The sequence below is a fragment of the Verruconatronum alginivorum genome (assembly GCF_056590205.1).
Map to the genome: position 1 here is coordinate 4,631,656 of NZ_JBWPVQ010000001.1, position 19,155 is coordinate 4,650,810.

Here is a 19,155-nt window from a genome sequence, read left to right on the forward strand (position 1 = left end):
TGCGGGCGTTATCGTAAGGCCTCGACGATGGTGGTCAAGTTGTAGCGGATCATTCCGTCGTAGGTGCCGACGTCAAAGCCGAGCCGTTCCTCGCCCGGGACGCCGAGGGCGTCGGAGAAGAGTTCTCCGCCGATCCGGGCGCCGGAATCCTGGCTGACCCGGCGGATCGCCCGGGGGGAGACGCTTGATTCGACGAAGATCGCCTTGATGTCGTTGTCACGGATAAAATCGATCAGTCGGGTGATGTCGGCGAGGCCGGGTTCGGTGGCGGTGGAGATCCCCATCAGGCCGACGACTTGGAAACCGTAGGCTTCGCCGAAGTAGTTGTAGGCATCGTGGCTGGTTACCAGGATTCGTTTTTCTTCGGGAAGTTCGGCCGACTTTTCCAACGCCCATTCGTGGAGGGCGAGGAGACGGTTGCGGTAATCTTCGGCCCGGGAACGGAACTCTTCTTCGTGGTCCGGCAGGAGTTCGGTCAAACCGTCGGCCACGGCGTCGACGGCGTGGGACCAGAGGGCGACGTCGAACCAGACGTGCGGATCGACGATGTCGGCTCCGTCGGGCGAAGGGAGCAACCGGTCTTTCGGGAGGGAGTCGGTGAGAGCGAAGACCTTTCGGCCCGACCGTTTCCGTTGTTCGAGGGTGGTTTCCATCAACTCCTCGAAGCGGAGGCCGACGTAGAAAACCGCGGCGGCCCGGTCGAGACGGCGGAGATCGGTCACGGACGGGCGGTAGAGGTGGGGGTCGATCCCCGGCCCCATCAAGTTGTCGACGGCGATCCGTTCGCCACCGATCGCTTCGACCATGTCTTTCACCATGGTGGCGGTGGTCACGACCCGCGGCGGCCCGCCGTCGGCGGACGGCTCGGCCTCGGATCCGGCGCAGGCGCCGAATAGGCCGGCGGTCAATGCGGCCAGCAGGCAAACGGCCGGGCAGCGGGCTCGGCGGGCGAAACGGCGAAAATAAGATTTGGCATTCATAAACGAAAGAAACAAGATCGGCGGCGATGCTGGAACCGATGGAAACCAAGGTTGAACCGCCTCCGGACGCCGACGCGGAAACCCGAATTCATTCCGGAATGATCGTCCAGCTTCGAATTAGAATCAACAATAAAAGTTAGTTTAAGCTAATTAAATCCCGTATTTCGCCGGAACGCCGGCCCGGATCGAATGAAAAAGGTTTCGAAAAGCCCGCCGAAAGTCACGCAAAGCATCGAAGATTACCTGGAGCGGATCTATGAGTTGATCGAGAGCAAGGGGTATGCGCGGGCTTCGGACATCGCCGAGTCTTTGAAACTGAGTCGGCCGAGTGTTTCGATCATGTTGCAGCGGTTGAGCAAGCTCGAGTTCGTGGTGTATGAGAAGTATCGGGGCGTGACCTTGACGGAGCGGGGGCGGGAAGTGGCGCGGCGGATCCGGAGGCGGCATTTGATTCTGACCGAATTCCTGAGCTTGCTTGGGCTTGAACCGGAGGTGGTGGCGAAGGATGTCGAAGGGATCGAGCATCATTTGAGTTCGGAGAGTCTGGCGCGGCTGGAATTGATGGTGCAGCATTGGCGGCGGCACCCGTCGAAGCTGGACGAGATGTTGCGGTCCGACCCCAACGATGATGAGACGAAGGCGGCGGCCAGGGGGGGACGGAAACGGTAAATTTTTTTATAAATTTGGCGTGGACTGATGGCCGGGGGGGCACCAATGTTTGGGAATTCGCTATATGGTGGAGATTAATTGGATCCCTTTCTTGAGTGCCGCGGTTGTGTTGTTGGTCCCCGCAACGCTGTTGTATTCCGCTGCGGTCAAGGACCGGCTCGCGCAGACGCGGAGCGCTCGCTTCCGTTTGGAGAGGATGCTGCTGACCTGGCAGCATTGGTTCGATCTGGCCCGGGGTTTCGGAGCCTCCTATTTGTTGATCGAAAGCATCCGATATTTTCCCGACGAGGGATCTGCTGCTTACCTCCATCCGGATTTTCTGGTGGTCGCGGCGATTTTGGCGGGATCGGTTCTGTTGCAAACCATCCATTACCGGAAGTTTTTTTATTTTACCGCCCCGGTTTTTTTCCTTTGGGGCATGACCTTGGCGTTGGGCGATTGGCAGCCGGCGGTGTTTGCGATCGTTTTTAGCGCCCTCATCGCCCGGCTGGGGGACCATCTCGAATTGAAACTCCCGTTGATGGCGGGTTTGTTCGGGGTTTCCGGTTACTTGCTGGGCGGATTCAGCCTGATGTTGGTTTTGATTTCGGGGTTGATTCTTTTGCCGATGTTGCTCGCGTGGTGTTCCATGAGTCACCTCGTTTGCTACAGTCGAGCGGCTGCTCCGGCGGTCTGACCGGCGATGCGGATCACCGGAGGGAAGGCACGGGGCATACCGCTCAGGACCGGTAAGCAGGATGGCGTGAGGCCGGCGACCGATCGATTGCGCGAGGCGGTTTTCTCCAGTTTGGGCGACCGGGTCGTTGGGGCCCGTTTTTTCGATTTGTTCGCCGGGAGCGGTGCTTATGGATTGGAAGCCTGGAGCCGTGGCGCGGTCGGCGGTATCTTCGTCGAGAAAAACCGAATGATGGTTTACTCGATTCGGGAAAACATTCGGGCGGTTGGTCGGAGTCTCGGGGATCCCAAGCCGATTCCGGAGGTAGTCGGCGGGGATGCGACTCGCTGGAAGCCGCGGGCCGAAGGCGACCAGGTTGAGCTGGTATTCGTCGATCCACCCTATGGGATCGTCGGGGAAGTTGCGCCGGGACTTTTCGAGCGATTTGCCGAGTGGTTGAAACCGAATGGGATTGTGGTATTTGAAATGCCGGGGGAAGCGGTGGTGACGCCTCCGGGCTGGGATTGTTTTAAACGGCTCGGGAAAGGGCGGAGGCAGCCCGGATGTTCGTTCTACCGACGGTCGACCGACGGCTGATCGGGGATTGCCCCAAACCGAATCGTTCGCCATGCGTCGCCCGGGGTTTGCGGATAGATTGAGCGATAGGATCTATCACCAACCGCAGGGAAAAGGAGGACGACGAACATGTCTGGACAACAAACTAAACCGGATGCGCAAATTCACACCAAGATCGAATCATTGGCCGACAAACGGGTGGTCATATCCGGAGGGACGACGGGGATCGGCCGGGCGACGGCGATTCTATTGGCTTCTTATGGAGCGCGGCTCCTGATTTTCGGTCGTCATGAAGACGAATTGAAGGAAACACTGGCCCAGATCGATGCGGCCGGAGGAGAAGGCCACGGAGTGGTCGCCGATCAGGCGAAAGGAGAGGATGTCAAACGGGTCTTCCGTGAAGTGGACGAGAAGCTCGGGGGAATCGACGTCTTGATCAATAATGCGGCGGTGGCGCAAACGCGGCTCTTCGACGCGGCGGAGGAGGAGTGGCGTTACGTCGTCGAAGTTAACTTGATCGGATACTTGGCTTGCACCCGGGAAGCGGTGGCCCGTATGCGGGAAGCTGAAGACGGGCATATTGTAAACGTCGGATCGATGAGCGCCGATTTACGGGAACCGAATCCATTGTATGTGACCACAAAAGCTGGGATCCAGGCTTTCAGTGAATCCTTGCGGAAGGAGGTCAATCCACTCGGAATTCGAGTTTCCCTGGTCGAGCCGGGGCTGACCAGCAGCGATCTGGCGGGTAAGGACGACGCCGACAAAGAGGCGAAGATCCGGGAGCACAAAATGATGAAGGCGGAAGACGTTGCGGTATGTATCGAATATTGCCTGACGCAGCCGAAGCGGATGGACGTGGTGGCGGTGCAGTTACGGCCGCGCCTGCAGGTGATCTAGAGGCGATAGACGATAGCTGATAGACAATAGACGATTGAGGGCGCGACGGCGCGTCACATGCCGCTTCGTTCGAGGGCCTGGCTAAGTTCTTGTTGGAAGGCTTCGAGGTCTTCCTGGCTGGGGCGATAGCCTTCGGCGACGGCGGCGAGCATCAGGCGGCCATGTTGGTCGAGAGCCCAGGTGGAGTTCTTGCCGTCGCTGAAGGTGACGGATCCGCTGGCGATGGCTCCCGGTTGGGTGATCCGGTCGAGATCGACGGTGACGCCACCGGCCCCTTCGGGGGAGGAAGCCCCGGGGGCCTTCACCACTTCGGGGGCGGGTTGGGAGGGCCGTTGTTCGGTGAGTTCGAGTCCGAGATCGTCGACGAGGAAGCGGGTGTCCATGTAGGTCAGTTTCAGATCGAACTCTTCCGCGAGTTTCTGCTGGATCTGGGAGAGACTGATCCCTTCCTCCACCCATTGGGAGACTTGATTCTTCTGTTCGTCGGTCAGTTTCATCGTGAGTTGGTTCTGGTGGTTCAAGTGTTTTTTTCGATCTGGCTCTTGAGGTATTCCACCACGCTACGGACCGATTCGTCTTGTTCCATCATGTTTTCAACGGTGCGGCAGGCGTAGATCACAGTGCCGTGGTCGCGGCCGCCGAAGTTTTCCCCGATCTCCTGAAGGGGGCACTTGGTAAGGGTGCGGCTCAGATACATGGCGATTTGGCGCGGGAAGGCGATGTTGGCCGGGCGTCGGCGGCTGACCATGTCGGAGAGGCGGAGCTGGTAATGTTCCACCACCCGCTTTTGAATTCTTTCGATGGTGATTTGGTGTTGGGCCTCTTCCTGCAGGACATCCTGAAGGAGACGGGCGGCGGTCGGGCAGTCGACCGGTTTTCCGGTGAGGGAAGCGTAGCTGACGACTTTGAGCAACGCGCCTTCGAGGCGGCGAATGTTGCGGGTGATCCGTTCGGCGATGAAATTGAAGATCTCGGCCGGCAGATTGCATTGGAGGGCGGTCGCTTTGCTCCGGAGAATGGCCGTGCGGGTTTCCAGGTCGGGCGCCTGGATGTCGGCGACGAGGCCCCATTGGAAACGGGAGACCATTCGGCTTTCGAGTTTGGAGATTTCGCTGACCGGGCGGTCGCTCGAAAGGATGATCTGTTTCTGCGATTCGAACAAGTCGTTGAAGGTGTGGAAAAACTCTTCCTGGATCCGTTCTTTGCCGCTGAGGAAATGGATGTCGTCGATCAGGAGGACGTCGGCGTTCCGGTACCGTTGGCGGAATTTGGCCAAGGTGTTTTCCTGGATGGCGGTGATGTATTCGTTGGTGAACTTTTCGGAGGAGACGTAGGCGACCTTGGCTTCCTGGTTTTGGCGGAGGACGTGGTGCCCTACCGCCTGCATCAGGTGGGTCTTGCCGAGTCCGGTCGCTCCGTAAAGGAAGAGGGGATTGTAGGCCTGGGCGGGGGCCTGGGCGACCGCCATGCAAGCGGCGTGAGCCAATTGGCTGTTGGATCCGACGATGAAGTTGTCGAACACGTTCCGCGGATTGAGGGCGTGAGAGCGTTTTCCGGAGGGGCCGTTGCCGGCGTGGGTGCGGGTGCGGGAACGGTTTCCGGAAGAGCGCTCATCGGCCGGGAGCCGGCGAACGGGTTCCGGTTCGGCTTCCGTTTTTTCCGGAGCCGGGGCGGCGACGGTGACGATCGCCGCTCGGACCGGGCGGGCCGCGGTTTCACTGCATTTGGCGCTGAGCAATTCCAGGTAATTATCCTGGAGCCAAATGGCGGCGAAATCGTTCGGCGCGCCCAAGGTGATACTCTCTTCGGTTTCTTCCACGCACAACAGAGGTTCGAACCACATTTGGTACACCTCGGAAGGAAAGAGCTGGCGTAGCCCTTCCTTGACTGTCGCCCAAAGGGCTCCACTGGCGGAAACTTCTGGCATCGGGACAATAGAATCAGGCAAATTATTCACAAAACGAAAGTCACTGGGCTCAAAGGCCGCTTGCCCGCCCGCAGAGCGGGGCGGAGCGTAATTCACGCGAACGCTTTCCGGAAGCCGCCGCAGAAGCGGAAAGAACGTGAACCGGGTGGGTTTCGTTTCGTAAGTAGTTGCTTACGAGTTTATTGTGGAAATCGACTGCCGGGTTCTTTTTCATCGCTCTACGGTGCTTCTTCGGGCGGGTCGTGCCCGGGTCCGGGTGGACCTCAAAAAGCGAAGGCAAGTAACTTGAAATCCCGGGACCTTTTCAAGACCAACTTTTCAACAAGTTACTCACAGCGAAATTGAGCATAACTTTTTTCGAAATGAGGCTCGGGAACGAAAGGCTGGAAGAAGGCCGTTCTAGGGGTTTCCCCCAGGTTGCGGTAGGAAAAAACGCAAAAGGTGGCACGCCGATTGCTAGATGAGTCGGGACCGATGTGTGGATTTGGCGGATACGTTTGGGGAGGCCGGTCCGGGGGTGGTTTGGGAGGGGAGGATATCGGTTTTCGGGAAGGCGAATCCGGCGAAAAAAAACCGGCGATTTTTTTTTGGGCGTCGCCCCCGAGGGGTGGAGACGGGCTCAACCTTGTTGGGAGTGCCGCGCCATGTGGGCGATCAGGCGTTCGTTGAATTCGCGGGCGGAGTCGTGGCCCATCCGTTTGAGGGCCTGGACGAGGGCGGCGACTTCGACCAGACGGCAGAGGTCGCGGCCCGAGCGGACCGGGAGGTCGATCAGCGGGACGTTCATCCCGAGGATATTGTAATAGTTTTGCTCGAGGCCGGTCCGTTCCTCCTCCATGCCGGGGGACCATTCCTGGAAATTGACCACCAGATCGATCCGTTTTTCCATTCGGACGCTGCGGATCCCGAACAATTCGGCCACGTTGATGATGCCGATGCCGCGGCACTCCATGTAACCCCGGTTGAGCTCGGAGGAGCGGCCGACCAAATCGGTTTCGTTGATCAGGGAAATATAGGTCAGGTCGTCGGCGACCAAACTGTGGTTGCGCTCGATCAAGGCCAAGGCGCACTCGCTCTTGCCGACGCCGCTTTTCCCTTTGAGCAGGGTGCCGATCCCCTTGACGTCCATCAAAGTGCCGTGTTCAACGGTGGTCGGGGCGAATTCGTATTCGAGGGCGACGGTGGCGAGGTTGATGAAATGTTTGGTGATCATCGACGTCCGGAGGATCGGCAGGCTGGTCTCCTCCGCGATGCGGAGAATTGCCTTGGTCGGGACGTAGTTGCGGGACATGACGATGCACGGGATCATCCGTTTCACCAATTCCCGGAGCATCTGGTATTGTTTCTCGTCGTCGAAACTCTTCAGGTAGGTCATCTCCGCCGCACCCAAAACCTGGATACATTTGTTGGAGAAAAATTTGTAGAAGCCGGTGAGGGCGAGGGCGGGGCGGTTGACGCTTCCCTCCCGGATGATCCGCTCCATGCCGCCGGCCCCGGCCATCAGCTCGACCTTCAGTTTTTTCCCGTGGGTCTTAAAGAAGTGGGAAACGGTGATCCCTTTGGGACGTTTGATCGGAGATTGCGGTTGCATGGCGGTGGCGGTTGGCAGTTGGCGGACGGGAAAGTTACATATTGAAATTTTCGCCCAGGTAGAATTTCCGGCTCTGGGGATCGTTGATCAGGAAATCGCTGGAGCCCTGGCTCAATACCCGGCCTTCGAAGATCAGGTAGGCCCGGTCGACGATGCGGAGGGTTTCGCGGACGTTGTGGTCGGTGATCAGGATGCCGATCCCCTTCTTCTTCAGGTCGAGGACGATCTGCTGGACATCGGCCACGGAGATCGGGTCGACGCCGCTGAACGGTTCGTCCATCAGGAGGAATTTCGGGTTGGTCACCAAGGCGCGGGAAATCTCCAGCCGACGCCGTTCGCCGCCGCTCAAGGTGTAGGCTTTTTGGCGGGCGAGATGGGTGAGATGGAGATCTTCGAGGTGGCGGTGGACCAGTTCGTCGCGCTCCTTGCGATTGAGCGGAAGGGTCTCGGCGATCGCCCGGATGTTCTCCTCGACGGTCAGTTTCCGAAAAACGCTTGCCTCTTGCGGCAGGTAGCCGATTCCGAGGCGAGCCCTTTTGTACATTGGCATCCGGGTGATTTCGTGCCCGTCGAGGAGAACGCTGCCCCGGGTGGCTGGGACGAGGCCGACAATCATGTAAAACGTGGTGGTTTTGCCGGCTCCGTTGGGACCGAGGAGACCGACCACTTCACCGCCGGCGACCTCGACTTGAACGCCGTTGACCACCGGGCGTTTGCTGTAAACTTTGACGAGGTCGCGGGTGACGATCCGGGAGGGAGGAGGCGCCTCGACGGCGGGGGCGGCGTTCGGCTGGGGATGGTCCGGCTCAGTTCCCACGCCGTCTTTCCTCCCTGCTGCGGGGTTGGGTTTGGGCTCCCAAATCGGGCATGGCCGGCAGGGTGATCCGGGCGGGACCCCGGTCGCCCCCTTCGACCACGGCGCGGGTTTCGCCCTGGATGAAGGTGATCCGTTCGCCGGTGACCGTTCCCTGGTCGTCGCGGATGATTGGCGATTCGGTGAGAACGATCAAACCATCCTGGGGAAACACCTCCGCCCGGCCGGAGCGGGCTTCGCGTCCCTCCTGCTCGATCCGGACGTTGCCGATGGCGAAGATCCGCAGGATGCCGCCCGCTTCCATCGCCTCGGCCTCGGGACTTCCGAGGCGGGCCGTGTAGACTTCGAGACGGTCGCAGTAGACCCAAAGATTGTTGCCGGTGACCCGGACGTTGCCGGTCAGAAGAAAGCGGGTTTCGTCGTCGAGCGTCTGGACCTCGGCGTGTTCGCTTTCGAACACCGTTGCCGGAGGTGGCTCGGCAGGAGCGGTCTCGGCGGGCGGGGCAGATTCGGTGGAGGTTGGGGCGGACGGGGCCTCGGCCGAGAGGTTGAATGGCAAGGCGAATGAGGCGACGGCCGCCGCGAAGAAGGAGAATCTGTTCAGGAGAGTCATCAGAGAGCGAGCACGTTGCTCAGTTCTTCAAAGAAGGTTATTTTCACATCCTCGTCAATCTCGACGCGCCGGTCCTCGGCGTCCCAAAGCCAGCGTTGGCCGGTGATGACGAAGTTGTCGCCGTTGACGGTGATGGTGTCGTTGCCGCGCATCAGATTCCGAAGGACCTCCAAGGTGGCGGTCGGACTGATGATCTCGGTTTCGACCCGGTTCGGTTGGTCGGTGTCGAAAATCAACAGGCGGACGCCGGAAAGGTCGACTCGTTCCTCGCTGACATAGCGTCCCTCCTGTCCCCGGAGATCCCAGACCGGATGTCCGTCGTCGCCGAACATCGGCAGGCGGAAGTTCACCACCGGCGCGTCCGGCAGGATCTGGGCCGTGAGCGGAAGGACGAGGGCCGTCAACAAAACCGTCGCGGTCAGCCGCCGCCGGAGACGTCCGGTCGACCGGACGGCGGGGGATTCGGAAATCGGAGAAGGCGAGGACATGGAGGACGTATAACCGGACCCGAGGCGAAATCAAGAGCGGCGGGAACGAAGCAGGTGTTCGCAAATCTCGCGGACCGCTCCGGCGCCGCCCGAGTGGCGGGTGACGTAGTCGGCTTGGGCGACGACGTCGGGGAGGCCGTTGGGGACGCTCACCGCGATGCCGGCCCACGCGAGGGCGTTCAGGTCGACTACGTCGTCTCCCATGTAGCAGACCTGTTCGGCGGTGAGGCCGATCTTGGCGGCCAGTTCGCTCAGGATTTCGCGTTTCTCGCCGGACCCTTGATACAAGTGGGGAATCTCGAGTTCCCCGGCCCGGACCGAGGTAGCTTCGGAGCGCCGTCCGGAGATCCAGGCGACCTCGATCCCCTCCTTCATGATCAGCCGCAAGCCAAGGCCGTCGAGGATGGAAAACGATTTGCTTTCCACGCCGTTGCTGAAAACGGAAACGGTGCCGTCGGTGAGAACACCGTCGACATCCATTGCGAACAATTTGATTTGGGCCCAGCGGGCCGGATCGAACGAAGACATGCGGGAAAAAACTGGTTGAAGATAAGGCCGAACGGCCCCTCCCGTCGGCGGCTTCTACGATGAGCCGGAGGCCGCGTGCGTCAAGCGGAAGAACGAGCGGCGGCAGAAGTCGCATATTTATCTTCGCTCCGGGGCGGCGGTCGGTTATTTTGCGGTTTGGAACCATGGTGCTATCTGGAGGAAGGCAGACGATTTTCGGACGACGATGAAATTGGCGGATTGGATTGAGTTCGACCGTCAGCTCCATTCCCGGACGGGAAGCGGAGCGGAGTCGTTGCGCCGGGTTTTGGAACGTGACCGGAAGATCGGTCGGACCCTCGGGGCCGGGGAAGGCGGGGCGGCGGGGGACGAAGCGCTGTTGGCCGGATGGGCGGCGGGGATCCCGGAGGGGGAGCGGTCCCGGGTCGGGGAATGGGTCGCGGCAGGGATGCGCTGGACGGCGGTGTTGTTGGCGTTGGCGGGACTGCTGGCCGGGGCGGGGACGGCGGCCGGGTTGCTGCGCTACGACGGCACGGAACCGATCAACGTCCTGTTTTTCCTCGGAGTGATCGTCGGGGGCCAACTGCTGTTGTTGCCGTTGTTGGTCGCGGGATTTCTTTTCCGACGGCATCTTCGGGGCGGTTGGGGCTTGGCCCGCGGAGTGGTCGGAGGATTGTTGATGCGGATCGCGGTGTGGTTGGCGAGGTTGGACGGATCGGGCGGACGGGCTTCCCGAGTGCGGGCGGAAATCGGCGATCTCCGGGCCAGGCAGTCGCTGTTCGCCCGGGTGCAACCGGTGCTGGTGGTGGCGTTGATGCAGATATTCGGCGTCGCCTTCAATCTCGCGGTCGTCGCGACCCTCCTGTTTCTGGTGGTATTCTCCGATCTGACGTTTTCGTGGGGGACGACAATCCAAGTGGAACCGGAACGGGTGCATCGGATCACGACGGCGTTGTCCGCTCCGTGGGCCGGCTTCCTGCCGGAGGCCCGGCCGACGCTGGAGTTGGTGGAAAACACCCGGTTCGCGCGCCTGGAAGGGGCGTTCGTGCGGGCCGGCCCCGACGCGGCCTTGCGGGCCGGAGGATGGTGGCCGTTTCTGACGGCGGCGACGGTGGCTTACGGATTGTTGCCCCGCTTGCTCGCGTTGGGGGCGGGGCTCTGGCTGCTCCGCCGGGAGATGCGCCGGGCATTGGCCGAGAGTGTGGAAGTGCAGGCGCTGAAGGAACGGCTTCGGACCCCGCTGGTGACGGTCGATGCCGACCGGACGCCGGAGCCGGTGCGGAAAAAGGAACGGTCAGGGGCCGACCGCTCGGGGCCGCCCGCACCGAAGGAGCTGGAGTTGGCGGCGGTCTTTTGGGCCTATGACGAAGAACCTCCGGAGGCGGCGGTCGAGCGGTTGTTGGGCGTGAAGCTGGCGGCGACGGTGCGGGCGCGGTTGAGTGCCGGGGGCGTGAATACGGCGGACGAGGCGGTGTTGGAACGGATCCGGCAGGCGAAGGAACGGGGCGAAATCCGGGGCGCGGCGGTCTTCTTCGAGCCGTTCGAACCGCCGAAGACCGACGCCCGGCGGTTTCTCGAACGGTTGCGCGAAGTGTTGGGGGAAAGCGGGCCGGTCGTGGTGGTTTTGGCGGAGTTCGCCGGGGAAGCGTTGTTGCCGGTGGAGGAGCGGGATTGGGAAACGTGGAGCGACGCGGTTCGGTCCGCCGGGGATCCGTTTTTGTTGATGCTGGAGCGAAAGGAGGAGGGCGATGAGCGGGAAAACGCCTGAGAAACTGCCGACCCTGGTGATCGTCGGCCGGGTCAACCGGGGGAAATCGAGCATTCTTTCGACCTTGGCCGAAGACGATTCGGTGTTGGTTTCGGCGGAGCCGGGCACGACCCGGGAGGTGCACCGGTTTCCGTTGCGGGTCGATGGGGAACCGCTGTTTCAATTGGTCGACACTCCGGGATTCGAGGATGCCCCCCGGGCTCTCCGTTTCCTGCAGGAGCGGGAAGAGTCGGCCGCCGGGCGCCGGGAGTTGGTCGTCTCCTTCGTCGAGCATTTCAGCCGGACCGGCGGGGAGTTCGAGCAGGAGTGCAAACTTCTCCGTCCGATCCTGGAGGGCGGGGCCATCCTGTATGTCGTCGACGGCTCCCATCCTTACCGGCGCAATTACGAGGCGGAAATGGAAATCCTCCGTTGGACCGGCCAGCCCCGGATCGCCCTGATCAACCAGACCGGCGAGCGGGACCACACGGCGGAATGGCGGGCGGCGCTCGGCCAGTTTTTCAGCATCGTCCGGACCTTCAACGCCCACCGGGCGGGGTTCCGGGAGCGGATCGGGTTGTTCGAAGGATTGCGGGAAATCGACGAAGAGTGGCGCCCGGCGTTCGACCGGGCGATCCGGGCGATGAACGAGGATTGGGAGCGGCGTCGGCGTCAGTCGGCCCGGGTGATCGCGGCGACCCTGGTCGACGCTTTATTATATAAGGAACGGGTGGTCGTGCCGCGCGGCGAAGGGGTGGGAAAACACCGGCGGCGGATTGAGGAGAGTTTCCACGACCGTCTTCGGGAACTGGAGGAAAAAGGACGGAGGGAAGTGGAAGCGATCTATTTGCATCGGGGATTGATCCGGCGGGAAGAGCCGATTTCCCGGCCGATCCTGGAGGAGGACCTGTTTTCGCGGCGAACATGGGAAACCTTCGGGCTCTCGTTGCCGAAGCTGGTCGGGGCCGGGTTCTTCACCGGAGGGGGAACCGGAGGAATGTTGGACGTCATGACCGGCGGGACCCTGTTCGGGGCGGGGGTGGTGGCCGGAGCCTTGGCGGGGGGCGGGGCGGCCCTCTATTACGGGCTTTCCCGCTATGAGAAAGCGGGCGACGTCGTGCGCGACCTTCAAGGAGGCCAGACCTTGGTGATCGGTCCCCATCGGAATCCGAATTTCGGTTGGATCCTGCTCGACCGGGCCGCCGTCCATTATTTCGCGGTCCGGGACCGGGCGCACGGCAAACGGGACACGCTGGAAATCCCCGCCCCCGGTTCGGGCGGCCCGGAGGAACGGAGCGGCCCGGTGATGGCGCTTCCCGACGCCTCCCGCCGGTCCATTTCAAAAACCATCGCCGAGATCCGCTCCGGCAGGCACCCGGACCGGACGGACGCCTTGCGGAACCGTTTGGCCGAGGAAATTGAGAAATTGCTCGCCGCGGGGTAAGGGAGATACTCCGGGCTCCTGCGGGAAAATCAGCTGTCGGTAAAAAAAACGGAACTTTGTGAAAAAACCGCTCGCTTTTTCGTCAAAGCGAATTCTTTATTCATCCTTTACGTTGAAACGGAAGGCAATCCGGCCGTCTACAGCACCGAGATCCTTCCGTTCCTCAGGAAAGCACGACGGCTAAAACCGCCGAGGAAGCCGAAATCGTCCGACGGTCCGGATTTTGACTTGAAAAAAGTTAAAAAAGGACTTGCGGGAGGTCGATTTCGGCCTAGGCTCCTTTCCTTTTCACCAGTTAAACGAACGCAGATTTTTTCATGCCCACGATCAATCAGTTAGTCAGGAAAGGCCGCAAGGAGGTGAAGGCCAAGTCCAAGTCTCCGGCCTTGGATAAGAACCCATTCCGCCGCGGCGTCTGCGTGCAGGTCATGACCCGCACGCCGAAGAAGCCGAACTCCGCTATCCGGAAGGTCGCGAAGGTCCGTTTGACCAATGGCAGCGAAGTGATCTCCTACATCCCGGACGAAGGGCACAACCTCCAGGAGCACAGCATCGTGCTGGTCCGCGGCGGTCGTGTGAAGGATTTGCCGGGTGTTCGTTACCACATCGTCCGGGGCGCGTTGGACGCTCAAGGCGTGGAAAAACGCCGTCGCAGCCGCTCCAAGTACGGGGTGAAGCGTCCGAAAGCCAAAAAATAATCTCGTCCTATGTCACGTCGTAGAAGAGCCACCAAGCGGGTGCCCACACCCGATCCACGTTACAACAGCGTCCTGGTTTCCCATCTGGTCAACATCATCATGGCCAACGGGAAGAAAACGGTCGCGCAGAAAATCGTTTACGGCGCTTTCGAGCGGGTCAGCGAAAAGATCGGCAAGGGCGATCCGGTGGATCTTCTCACCGGCGCATTGGACAACGTCCGTCCCCGCTTGGAGGTGAAGAGCCGCCGCGTTGGGGGAGCGACCTATCAGGTTCCGGTCGAAATCTCGTTCGAGCGTCAGCAAAGTCTGGCGTTCCGGTGGCTCGTTGGGGCCGCCGGCCAGCGTAAAGGCCAGGCGATGCGGGAAGCTTTGGCGCAGGAAATCATCGATGCTTACAACAACACCGGGTCGGTCGTGAAGAAAAAAGACGACACGCACCGCATGGCGCAGGCCAACCGTGCCTTTGCTCACCTTCGCTGGTAATTTTCTTTATGTCAGTAGTAGACAAAAAATCTCTTTCGTCCGCGAACTCCCCGAATCGGAAATACCCGATGGAGTTCACCCGAAACATCGGGATTGCGGCTCACATCGACGCGGGCAAGACCACCACCACCGAGCGTATTCTTTATTATACCGGAGTGGTGCACAAGATCGGCGAAGTGCATGATGGCGCCGCCGTGACCGACTGGATGGAGCAGGAGCGCGAGCGCGGTATCACGATCACGTCGGCCGCCATTTCCTGCACCTGGACCAACGGCACGGGCCCTTACGCCGACATTGAACACCGGGTGAACATCATCGACACCCCGGGACACGTCGACTTCACCGCCGAAGTGGAACGTTCCCTTCGGGTGCTCGACGGTGCGGTGGCGGTTTTTTGCGCCGTCGCCGGCGTCCAACCGCAATCGGAAACCGTCTGGCGTCAGGCCGACAAATACCGCGTTCCCCGCGTCGCGTTCGTCAATAAGATGGACCGCACCGGAGCCGACTTCCTCGGCGCGGTGGACGATATGCGGAACAAGCTCGGAGCCAACGCTCATCCGTTGTTCCTTCCGATCGGCGCCGAAGAAAATTTCAAGGGCTTGATCGATCTCGTGACGATGCAGGCCTACGTCTACGACGAAACCGACCCGCTCGGTGTAAAGTACGATGTCGTTGAGATCCCGGCTGAACTGAAGGACCAAGCTGTTGAATACCGCGACGCGCTGGTTGAGGCCGTTTCGGATTTTGATGACGCGATTGCCGAGAAATACCTCGGCGGAGAAGAATTGACCGAGAACGAACTCAAGACCGCGATCCGTAAGGCGACCATTTCGCTGGAGTTCGTTGGAGTGATCCCGGGGTCCGCCTTCAAAAACAAAGGGGTGCAACGCCTCCTCGACGCGGTAGTAAATTACCTTCCGTCCCCGCTCGACCTCCCTGCGATTAAGGGAGTCGACAGCGATGACAATGAAACGTCGGTCAAGCCGGACGACAGCGACAAGCCCGCCGCTTTGGCATTCAAACTTTGGAGCGATCCGTATGTCGGTAAGTTGGTGTTCATCCGGGTTTATGCCGGGAGGATCGCCAAGGGCGACACGTTGGTCAATCCGCGCACCCGCCGGGTGGAACGGGTCAGCCGTTTGATGATGATGAAGGCGAACGCCCGCGACGACGTAGATGTCGTCTATTCCGGCGACATTTGCGCTGTGATCGGGATGAAGGACATCGTCACCGGTGACACCCTCGCGCACTCCGATCTCGACGTCCGCCTCGAGCCTCCGACCTTCCCGGAGCCGGTTATCTCGATGTCGATCGAGCCGAAGACCAAGGCCGACCAGGAAAAGATGTCCGTTGGACTCGGCCGCTTGGCGGAAGAAGACCCAACTTTCCGGGTCACCACCAACCAGGAAACCGGTCAGACCCTGATCGCTGGCATGGGCGAGTTGCACCTCGACATCATCCGCGACCGTCTTTTCCGCGAATTCAAGGTAGAGGCCGACGCCGGTAAGCCGCAGATCGCTTACCGCGAAACCATCACCAAGAATGCCGACGGCGAAGGGAAGTTCGTCCGTCAGTCGGGTGGTAAGGGCCAATACGGCCACGCCGTCATCAAGATCGAGCCCAACGAAGCCGGCAAAGGCATCGAAGTCGTCAGCGAGATCGTTGGAGGTGCGATTCCGAAGGAATACATCAAGCCGACCATCGAAGGGATCATGGAAGCGGCCAACAACGGAACCATCGCCGGTTACCCGGTGATCGATTTCAAGGTCAAGATCGTCGACGGTTCCTTCCACGAAGTCGACTCCTCGGAAATGGCCTTTAAAATGGCCGGTATCTTCGCCTTCCGCGATGTCATGAAGAAGGCCGGCCCAATCCTCCTGGAACCGATCATGAAGGTCGAAGTTTCCACTCCGGAGGAGTATCAGGGCGACATCATGGGCGACCTGAACCGCCGCCGGGGACGTATTCAAAATATGGCGACAAAGGCCAGCAGCTGCGTGATTTCCGCGCAGGTGCCGTTGGAAGCGATGTTTGGATATTCCACCGACGTCCGGTCCCTCAGTAAGGGGCGCGCCAGTTATTCGATGGAGCCGTCTCACTTCGAGCAGGTTCCTGCCAGCGTTCTTTCCACCATCGTGGAGACTTCATCCCGGGCACCGGCCCGCACCTAATTTGTATCTACCATGAAGGGTCAAAGAATTCGCATTAAACTCAAGGGCTTCGACTATCGGGTCATCGATCAGTCGGCCGTTGACATCGTCGAGACAGCCAAACGTTCGGGTGCGCGCGTTTCCGGTCCGGTTCCTCTCCCGATCCGGGTGGAGAAATACACGGTCAACCGCTCCCCGCACGTCGATAAGAAGTCAATGGATGCCTTCGAGATCCGCACGCATAAGCGGTTGATCGACATCATCGAGCCGACCGCCCAGACCGTCGACGAATTGAAGAAACTGAATTTGCCGGCTGGGGTGGATATCACAATTAACGTATAAGACATACACAGATTTCGACGCGGCTGAAGCGTCGTCTGGCCAAACCAGGCAGGATGACCCTTCAGCCCGACCGTTTTTCTAAAGTAGGTCGAATGGTAAACGGAGGATTATCCTCCACCTACCGCTTAGAACCATGAGCAACACATTATTAGGCAGAAAATTAGGCATGACGCAGGTCTATGACAGTGACAACTGTCTGGTCCCTGTGACCGTGGTCGAAGCCGGCCCGTGTCCCGTCGTGCAGGTCAAGACCGAGGAAACGGATGGCTATAACGCCATTCAGCTCGGTTTCTCTCCTCAAAAGGAGTCCCGTCTCTCGAAGGCCGCGAATGGCCATTTGAGCAAAGCCGGAGTTGATCCGGTCTCCCAGTTGCGGGAAGTCCGGGCCGATTCCGCCCCCGAACAAAAAGCCGGCGACATTCTCACCGTCTCGGTATTCAGCGCCGGAGATGCCGTCGATGTGATCGGTGTCACCAAGGGCAAAGGCTTCCAGGGTGTAGTGAAGCGTTTCCGCACCGCGGGTGGTCCGATGAGCCACGGCTCGATGCACCATCGCCGGGTTGGATCGATCGGTGCCAACCAATGGCCGGGACACGTCTTCAAGAATCAGAAGATGCCGGGTCACATGGGGCAACGCCGCCGCACCGTGCAGAATCTCTCCGTGGTCCAGGTCCTCGAGGACAAGAATCTCCTGCTGGTGCGGGGAAGCGTCCCGGGTGCAACGGGGGACTACGTGATTATCCGTAGCGCCAAGAAGGCGAGGAAATAAAGGAGTTTCACGTCATGATTTTGAAAGTTCATTCCAAAGACGGTTCGACTCAGGAAGCCAAGTTCGACCAGATCGAGACCTTCACCGGTAGCAAAGGCCGGCAAGCGGTCAAAGAAGTCATCGTCGCCCATCGTGCGAATCTCCGGCAGGGGAACGCCTCCACCAAAACCCGGTCCGAAGTGGCCGGATCCGGCAAGAAGCCGTGGCGCCAGAAGGGAACGGGCAACGCCCGCGCCGGCAGCGTCACGTCGCCGATCTGGAGCGGGGGCGGTGTGGCCTTCGGCCCGAAGCCGCGCGATTATTCCAAGAAGATCAACAAGAAGGTGAAATCCCTCGCGTTGCGTCGGCTCTTGTTCGATCGGGCCCAAAGCGGTGATATCGAAATCCTCGAAAGTTTCGAGGTCTCGGAGCCGAAGACCCGCCTCGTTCACACCTTGGTTCGCGGCATTGCTCCGACCGGCCGGGTGCTGGTGGTCGAGGATGGTTTGAGTGACCATGCGAAGCTCGCTTCTCGGAATCTCGACGGTGTCGACGTTCTCGAGGCCGCCGCTGTCAACGCTCTCGGGTTGGCCGCCTACAGCAAGATTCTCATCACACGGAAAGCCCTCGATCGCCTGGTTGAGCGCTTCAATGGAGGCAGCAAATGAAAACGCCCGATCAAGTCATCAAGAATCTCCGCCTGACGGAGAAGTCGAACCAGCTCTCGTCCAACCTCAATCAATACACCTTTGAGGTTTATCCTGACAGCAACCGTTTCTCCGTCCGCGACGCGGTAGAGAAAGCGTTCAATGTCTCCGTGACGCGGGTCAACATCATCAACGTGAAAGCCAAGAAGAAGCGCAGCCTCCGCACCGGTCGGACCGGGAAGAAGAGTGCGATCAAGAAGGCCATCGTCACCCTGAAGGAGGGTGATCAGATCGAAATCGTCTAACGACGGAAAGGGAAGATCCTCATGCCATTGAAGCAACATAGACCTTTGACGCCGACCCAGCGGTATTACGTCGCCAACAAAAGCGACAAGATTTCGACCGAGAACGCTCCGGTTCGGGGGCTGGTGAAGGCCAAGAAACGGACCGGCGGGCGCAATGCCTACGGTCGGATCACTTCCCGTCGTCGCGGCGGGGGCCACAAGAAGCAATACCGGGTGATCGATTTCCGTCGTGAAAAACTCGACGTGCCGGCAACCGTTCAAGCGATCGAATATGATCCGAATCGGTCGGCCCATCTTGCCTTGCTCGCGTATGCGGATGGCGAGAAGCGATACATTCTCGCTCCGCGGGGAATCAAGGCCGGTGATACCGTGGTCAGTGCCGAGCGCGCCGAATTCACCGACGGCAACGCGATGCCGTTGGCCGTGATGCCTCCCGCCACCCGGGTCCACGCCATCGAGCTCGTTCCGGGACGTGGGGCCAAGATCGGTCGTTCGGCCGGTACCGGTGCCCAGTTGGTCAACGTGGAGGGCGACCGTGCGACTCTCAAAATGCCGAGCGGAGAAATCCGGATCGTGAATTCAAAGTGCCGCGCCACCATTGGCGAAGTCGGCAACGGTGACCACCAGAAGGTTTCGCTCGGTAAGGCCGGTCGTAATCGCTGGAAGGGCAAGCGTCCCCGCGTCCGCGGTGTGGCGATGAACCCGGTCGACCACCCGATGGGTGGTGGTGAAGGTCGCACCTCGGGTGGTGGCCAGCCGGTCTCCCCGTGGGGGCAGCTCGCGAAGGGTTATCCGACCCGTCGTCGTTCCAAGCCGTCGAACTCGATGATCTTGGTGCGCCGCAACGGAAAGAAAATGAGAAGCTAATACA

At 60.3% G+C, this 19,155-nt stretch carries 22 protein-coding genes; 14 read left to right on the forward strand and 8 right to left on the reverse strand.

From position 1 onward, the window contains the following. Nucleotides 1-8: 8 nt before the first annotated feature. Nucleotides 9-980, reverse strand: a complete 972-nt coding sequence (locus ACWUI2_RS16720; protein WP_486983992.1) for a metal ABC transporter solute-binding protein, Zn/Mn family — start codon at nt 978-980, stop codon at nt 9-11. 189 nt (nt 981-1,169) lie between these two features. Between ACWUI2_RS16720 and mntR the strand changes: the two genes are divergently transcribed. The 4 genes from mntR to ACWUI2_RS16740 all read left to right on the forward strand — a co-directional run bounded on the left by mntR (nt 1,170) and on the right by ACWUI2_RS16740 (nt 3,780). Beyond that, nucleotides 1,170-1,649, forward strand: coding sequence for a transcriptional regulator MntR (mntR, locus tag ACWUI2_RS16725; protein ID WP_486983993.1), 480 nt, complete (start codon nt 1,170-1,172; stop codon nt 1,647-1,649). 91 nt (nt 1,650-1,740) lie between these two features. Beyond that, nucleotides 1,741-2,325, forward strand: coding sequence for a hypothetical protein (locus ACWUI2_RS16730; RefSeq protein WP_486983994.1), 585 nt, complete (start codon nt 1,741-1,743; stop codon nt 2,323-2,325). 6 nt (nt 2,326-2,331) lie between these two features. After that, a complete protein-coding gene (locus ACWUI2_RS16735; RefSeq protein WP_486983995.1) occupies nt 2,332-2,901 on the forward strand; it encodes an RsmD family RNA methyltransferase in 570 nt (189 codons plus the stop codon). 108 nt (nt 2,902-3,009) lie between these two features. Next, nucleotides 3,010-3,780 (forward strand): SDR family oxidoreductase, encoded by a 771-nt coding sequence (locus tag ACWUI2_RS16740; RefSeq protein WP_486983996.1) that lies wholly within the window; start codon nt 3,010-3,012, stop codon nt 3,778-3,780. Nucleotides 3,781-3,833: 53 nt separating this feature from the next. Here the strand turns inward: ACWUI2_RS16740 and ACWUI2_RS16745 are convergent, their stop codons facing one another. The 7 genes from ACWUI2_RS16745 to ACWUI2_RS16775 all read right to left on the reverse strand — a co-directional run bounded on the left by ACWUI2_RS16745 (nt 3,834) and on the right by ACWUI2_RS16775 (nt 9,741). Next, nucleotides 3,834-4,277, reverse strand: coding sequence for a hypothetical protein (locus ACWUI2_RS16745; protein WP_486983997.1), 444 nt, complete (start codon nt 4,275-4,277; stop codon nt 3,834-3,836). Nucleotides 4,278-4,297: 20 nt separating this feature from the next. Next, nucleotides 4,298-5,707: a chromosomal replication initiator protein DnaA gene (gene dnaA, locus ACWUI2_RS16750; protein ID WP_486983998.1), complete on the reverse strand. Its 1,410-nt coding sequence runs from the start codon at nt 5,705-5,707 to the stop codon at nt 4,298-4,300. Between the two features lie 619 nt (nt 5,708-6,326). Next, complete coding sequence (gene hprK, locus ACWUI2_RS16755) at nt 6,327-7,298, reverse strand: HPr(Ser) kinase/phosphatase (protein ID WP_486983999.1); 972 nt, start codon at nt 7,296-7,298, stop codon at nt 6,327-6,329. A 34-nt stretch (nt 7,299-7,332) separates the two neighbouring features. Continuing rightward, the gene (gene lptB, locus ACWUI2_RS16760; RefSeq protein ID WP_486984000.1) at nt 7,333-8,115 is read right to left on the reverse strand and encodes an LPS export ABC transporter ATP-binding protein; all 783 of its coding nucleotides are present in this window, start codon (nt 8,113-8,115) and stop codon (nt 7,333-7,335) included. Then, the gene (locus ACWUI2_RS16765) at nt 8,105-8,725 is read right to left on the reverse strand and encodes an LptA/OstA family protein (protein ID WP_486984001.1); all 621 of its coding nucleotides are present in this window, start codon (nt 8,723-8,725) and stop codon (nt 8,105-8,107) included. Before ACWUI2_RS16765 ends, lptB begins: the two co-directional genes overlap by 11 nt. After that, the gene (gene lptC / locus ACWUI2_RS16770; RefSeq protein WP_486984002.1) at nt 8,725-9,213 is read right to left on the reverse strand and encodes an LPS export ABC transporter periplasmic protein LptC; all 489 of its coding nucleotides are present in this window, start codon (nt 9,211-9,213) and stop codon (nt 8,725-8,727) included. Before lptC ends, ACWUI2_RS16765 begins: the two co-directional genes overlap by 1 nt. A 30-nt stretch (nt 9,214-9,243) precedes the next feature. After that, nucleotides 9,244-9,741, reverse strand: coding sequence for a KdsC family phosphatase (locus ACWUI2_RS16775; protein ID WP_486984003.1), 498 nt, complete (start codon nt 9,739-9,741; stop codon nt 9,244-9,246). Between the two features lie 205 nt (nt 9,742-9,946). Between ACWUI2_RS16775 and ACWUI2_RS16780 the strand changes: the two genes are divergently transcribed. The 10 genes from ACWUI2_RS16780 (at nt 9,947) to rplB (ending at nt 19,151) form a co-directional block, all read left to right on the forward strand. Continuing rightward, nucleotides 9,947-11,488 carry a DUF2868 domain-containing protein gene (locus ACWUI2_RS16780; RefSeq protein WP_486984004.1) on the forward strand — a complete coding sequence of 514 codons (1,542 nt, stop codon included), beginning with the start codon at nt 9,947-9,949 and terminating at the stop codon, nt 11,486-11,488. Continuing rightward, complete coding sequence (locus ACWUI2_RS16785) at nt 11,469-12,911, forward strand: GTPase/DUF3482 domain-containing protein (RefSeq protein ID WP_486984005.1); 1,443 nt, start codon at nt 11,469-11,471, stop codon at nt 12,909-12,911. The genes ACWUI2_RS16780 and ACWUI2_RS16785 overlap by 20 nt, the downstream gene beginning before the upstream one ends. A 317-nt stretch (nt 12,912-13,228) precedes the next feature. After that, complete coding sequence (gene rpsL, locus ACWUI2_RS16790) at nt 13,229-13,609, forward strand: 30S ribosomal protein S12 (protein ID WP_486984006.1); 381 nt, start codon at nt 13,229-13,231, stop codon at nt 13,607-13,609. A gap of 9 nt (nt 13,610-13,618) precedes the next feature. After that, nucleotides 13,619-14,092: a 30S ribosomal protein S7 gene (gene rpsG, locus ACWUI2_RS16795; RefSeq protein ID WP_486984007.1), complete on the forward strand. Its 474-nt coding sequence runs from the start codon at nt 13,619-13,621 to the stop codon at nt 14,090-14,092. Between the two features lie 8 nt (nt 14,093-14,100). Beyond that, nucleotides 14,101-16,263 carry an elongation factor G gene (gene fusA, locus ACWUI2_RS16800; protein ID WP_486984008.1) on the forward strand — a complete coding sequence of 721 codons (2,163 nt, stop codon included), beginning with the start codon at nt 14,101-14,103 and terminating at the stop codon, nt 16,261-16,263. Nucleotides 16,264-16,275: 12 nt separating this feature from the next. Continuing rightward, complete coding sequence (gene rpsJ, locus ACWUI2_RS16805; RefSeq protein ID WP_486984009.1) at nt 16,276-16,584, forward strand: 30S ribosomal protein S10; 309 nt, start codon at nt 16,276-16,278, stop codon at nt 16,582-16,584. A gap of 133 nt (nt 16,585-16,717) precedes the next feature. Next, entirely contained in the window at nt 16,718-17,353 is a 636-nt protein-coding gene (rplC, locus tag ACWUI2_RS16810) for a 50S ribosomal protein L3 (RefSeq protein WP_486984010.1), read from the forward strand. Nucleotides 17,354-17,367: 14 nt separating this feature from the next. Then, nucleotides 17,368-18,000 (forward strand): 50S ribosomal protein L4, encoded by a 633-nt coding sequence (rplD, locus tag ACWUI2_RS16815; RefSeq protein ID WP_486984011.1) that lies wholly within the window; start codon nt 17,368-17,370, stop codon nt 17,998-18,000. Next, entirely contained in the window at nt 17,997-18,284 is a 288-nt protein-coding gene (gene rplW / locus ACWUI2_RS16820) for a 50S ribosomal protein L23 (RefSeq protein ID WP_486984012.1), read from the forward strand. The genes rplD and rplW overlap by 4 nt, the downstream gene beginning before the upstream one ends. 21 nt (nt 18,285-18,305) lie before the next feature. After that, nucleotides 18,306-19,151 carry a 50S ribosomal protein L2 gene (rplB, locus tag ACWUI2_RS16825; RefSeq protein WP_486984013.1) on the forward strand — a complete coding sequence of 282 codons (846 nt, stop codon included), beginning with the start codon at nt 18,306-18,308 and terminating at the stop codon, nt 19,149-19,151. The last annotated feature ends 4 nt before the right edge of the window (nt 19,152-19,155 follow it).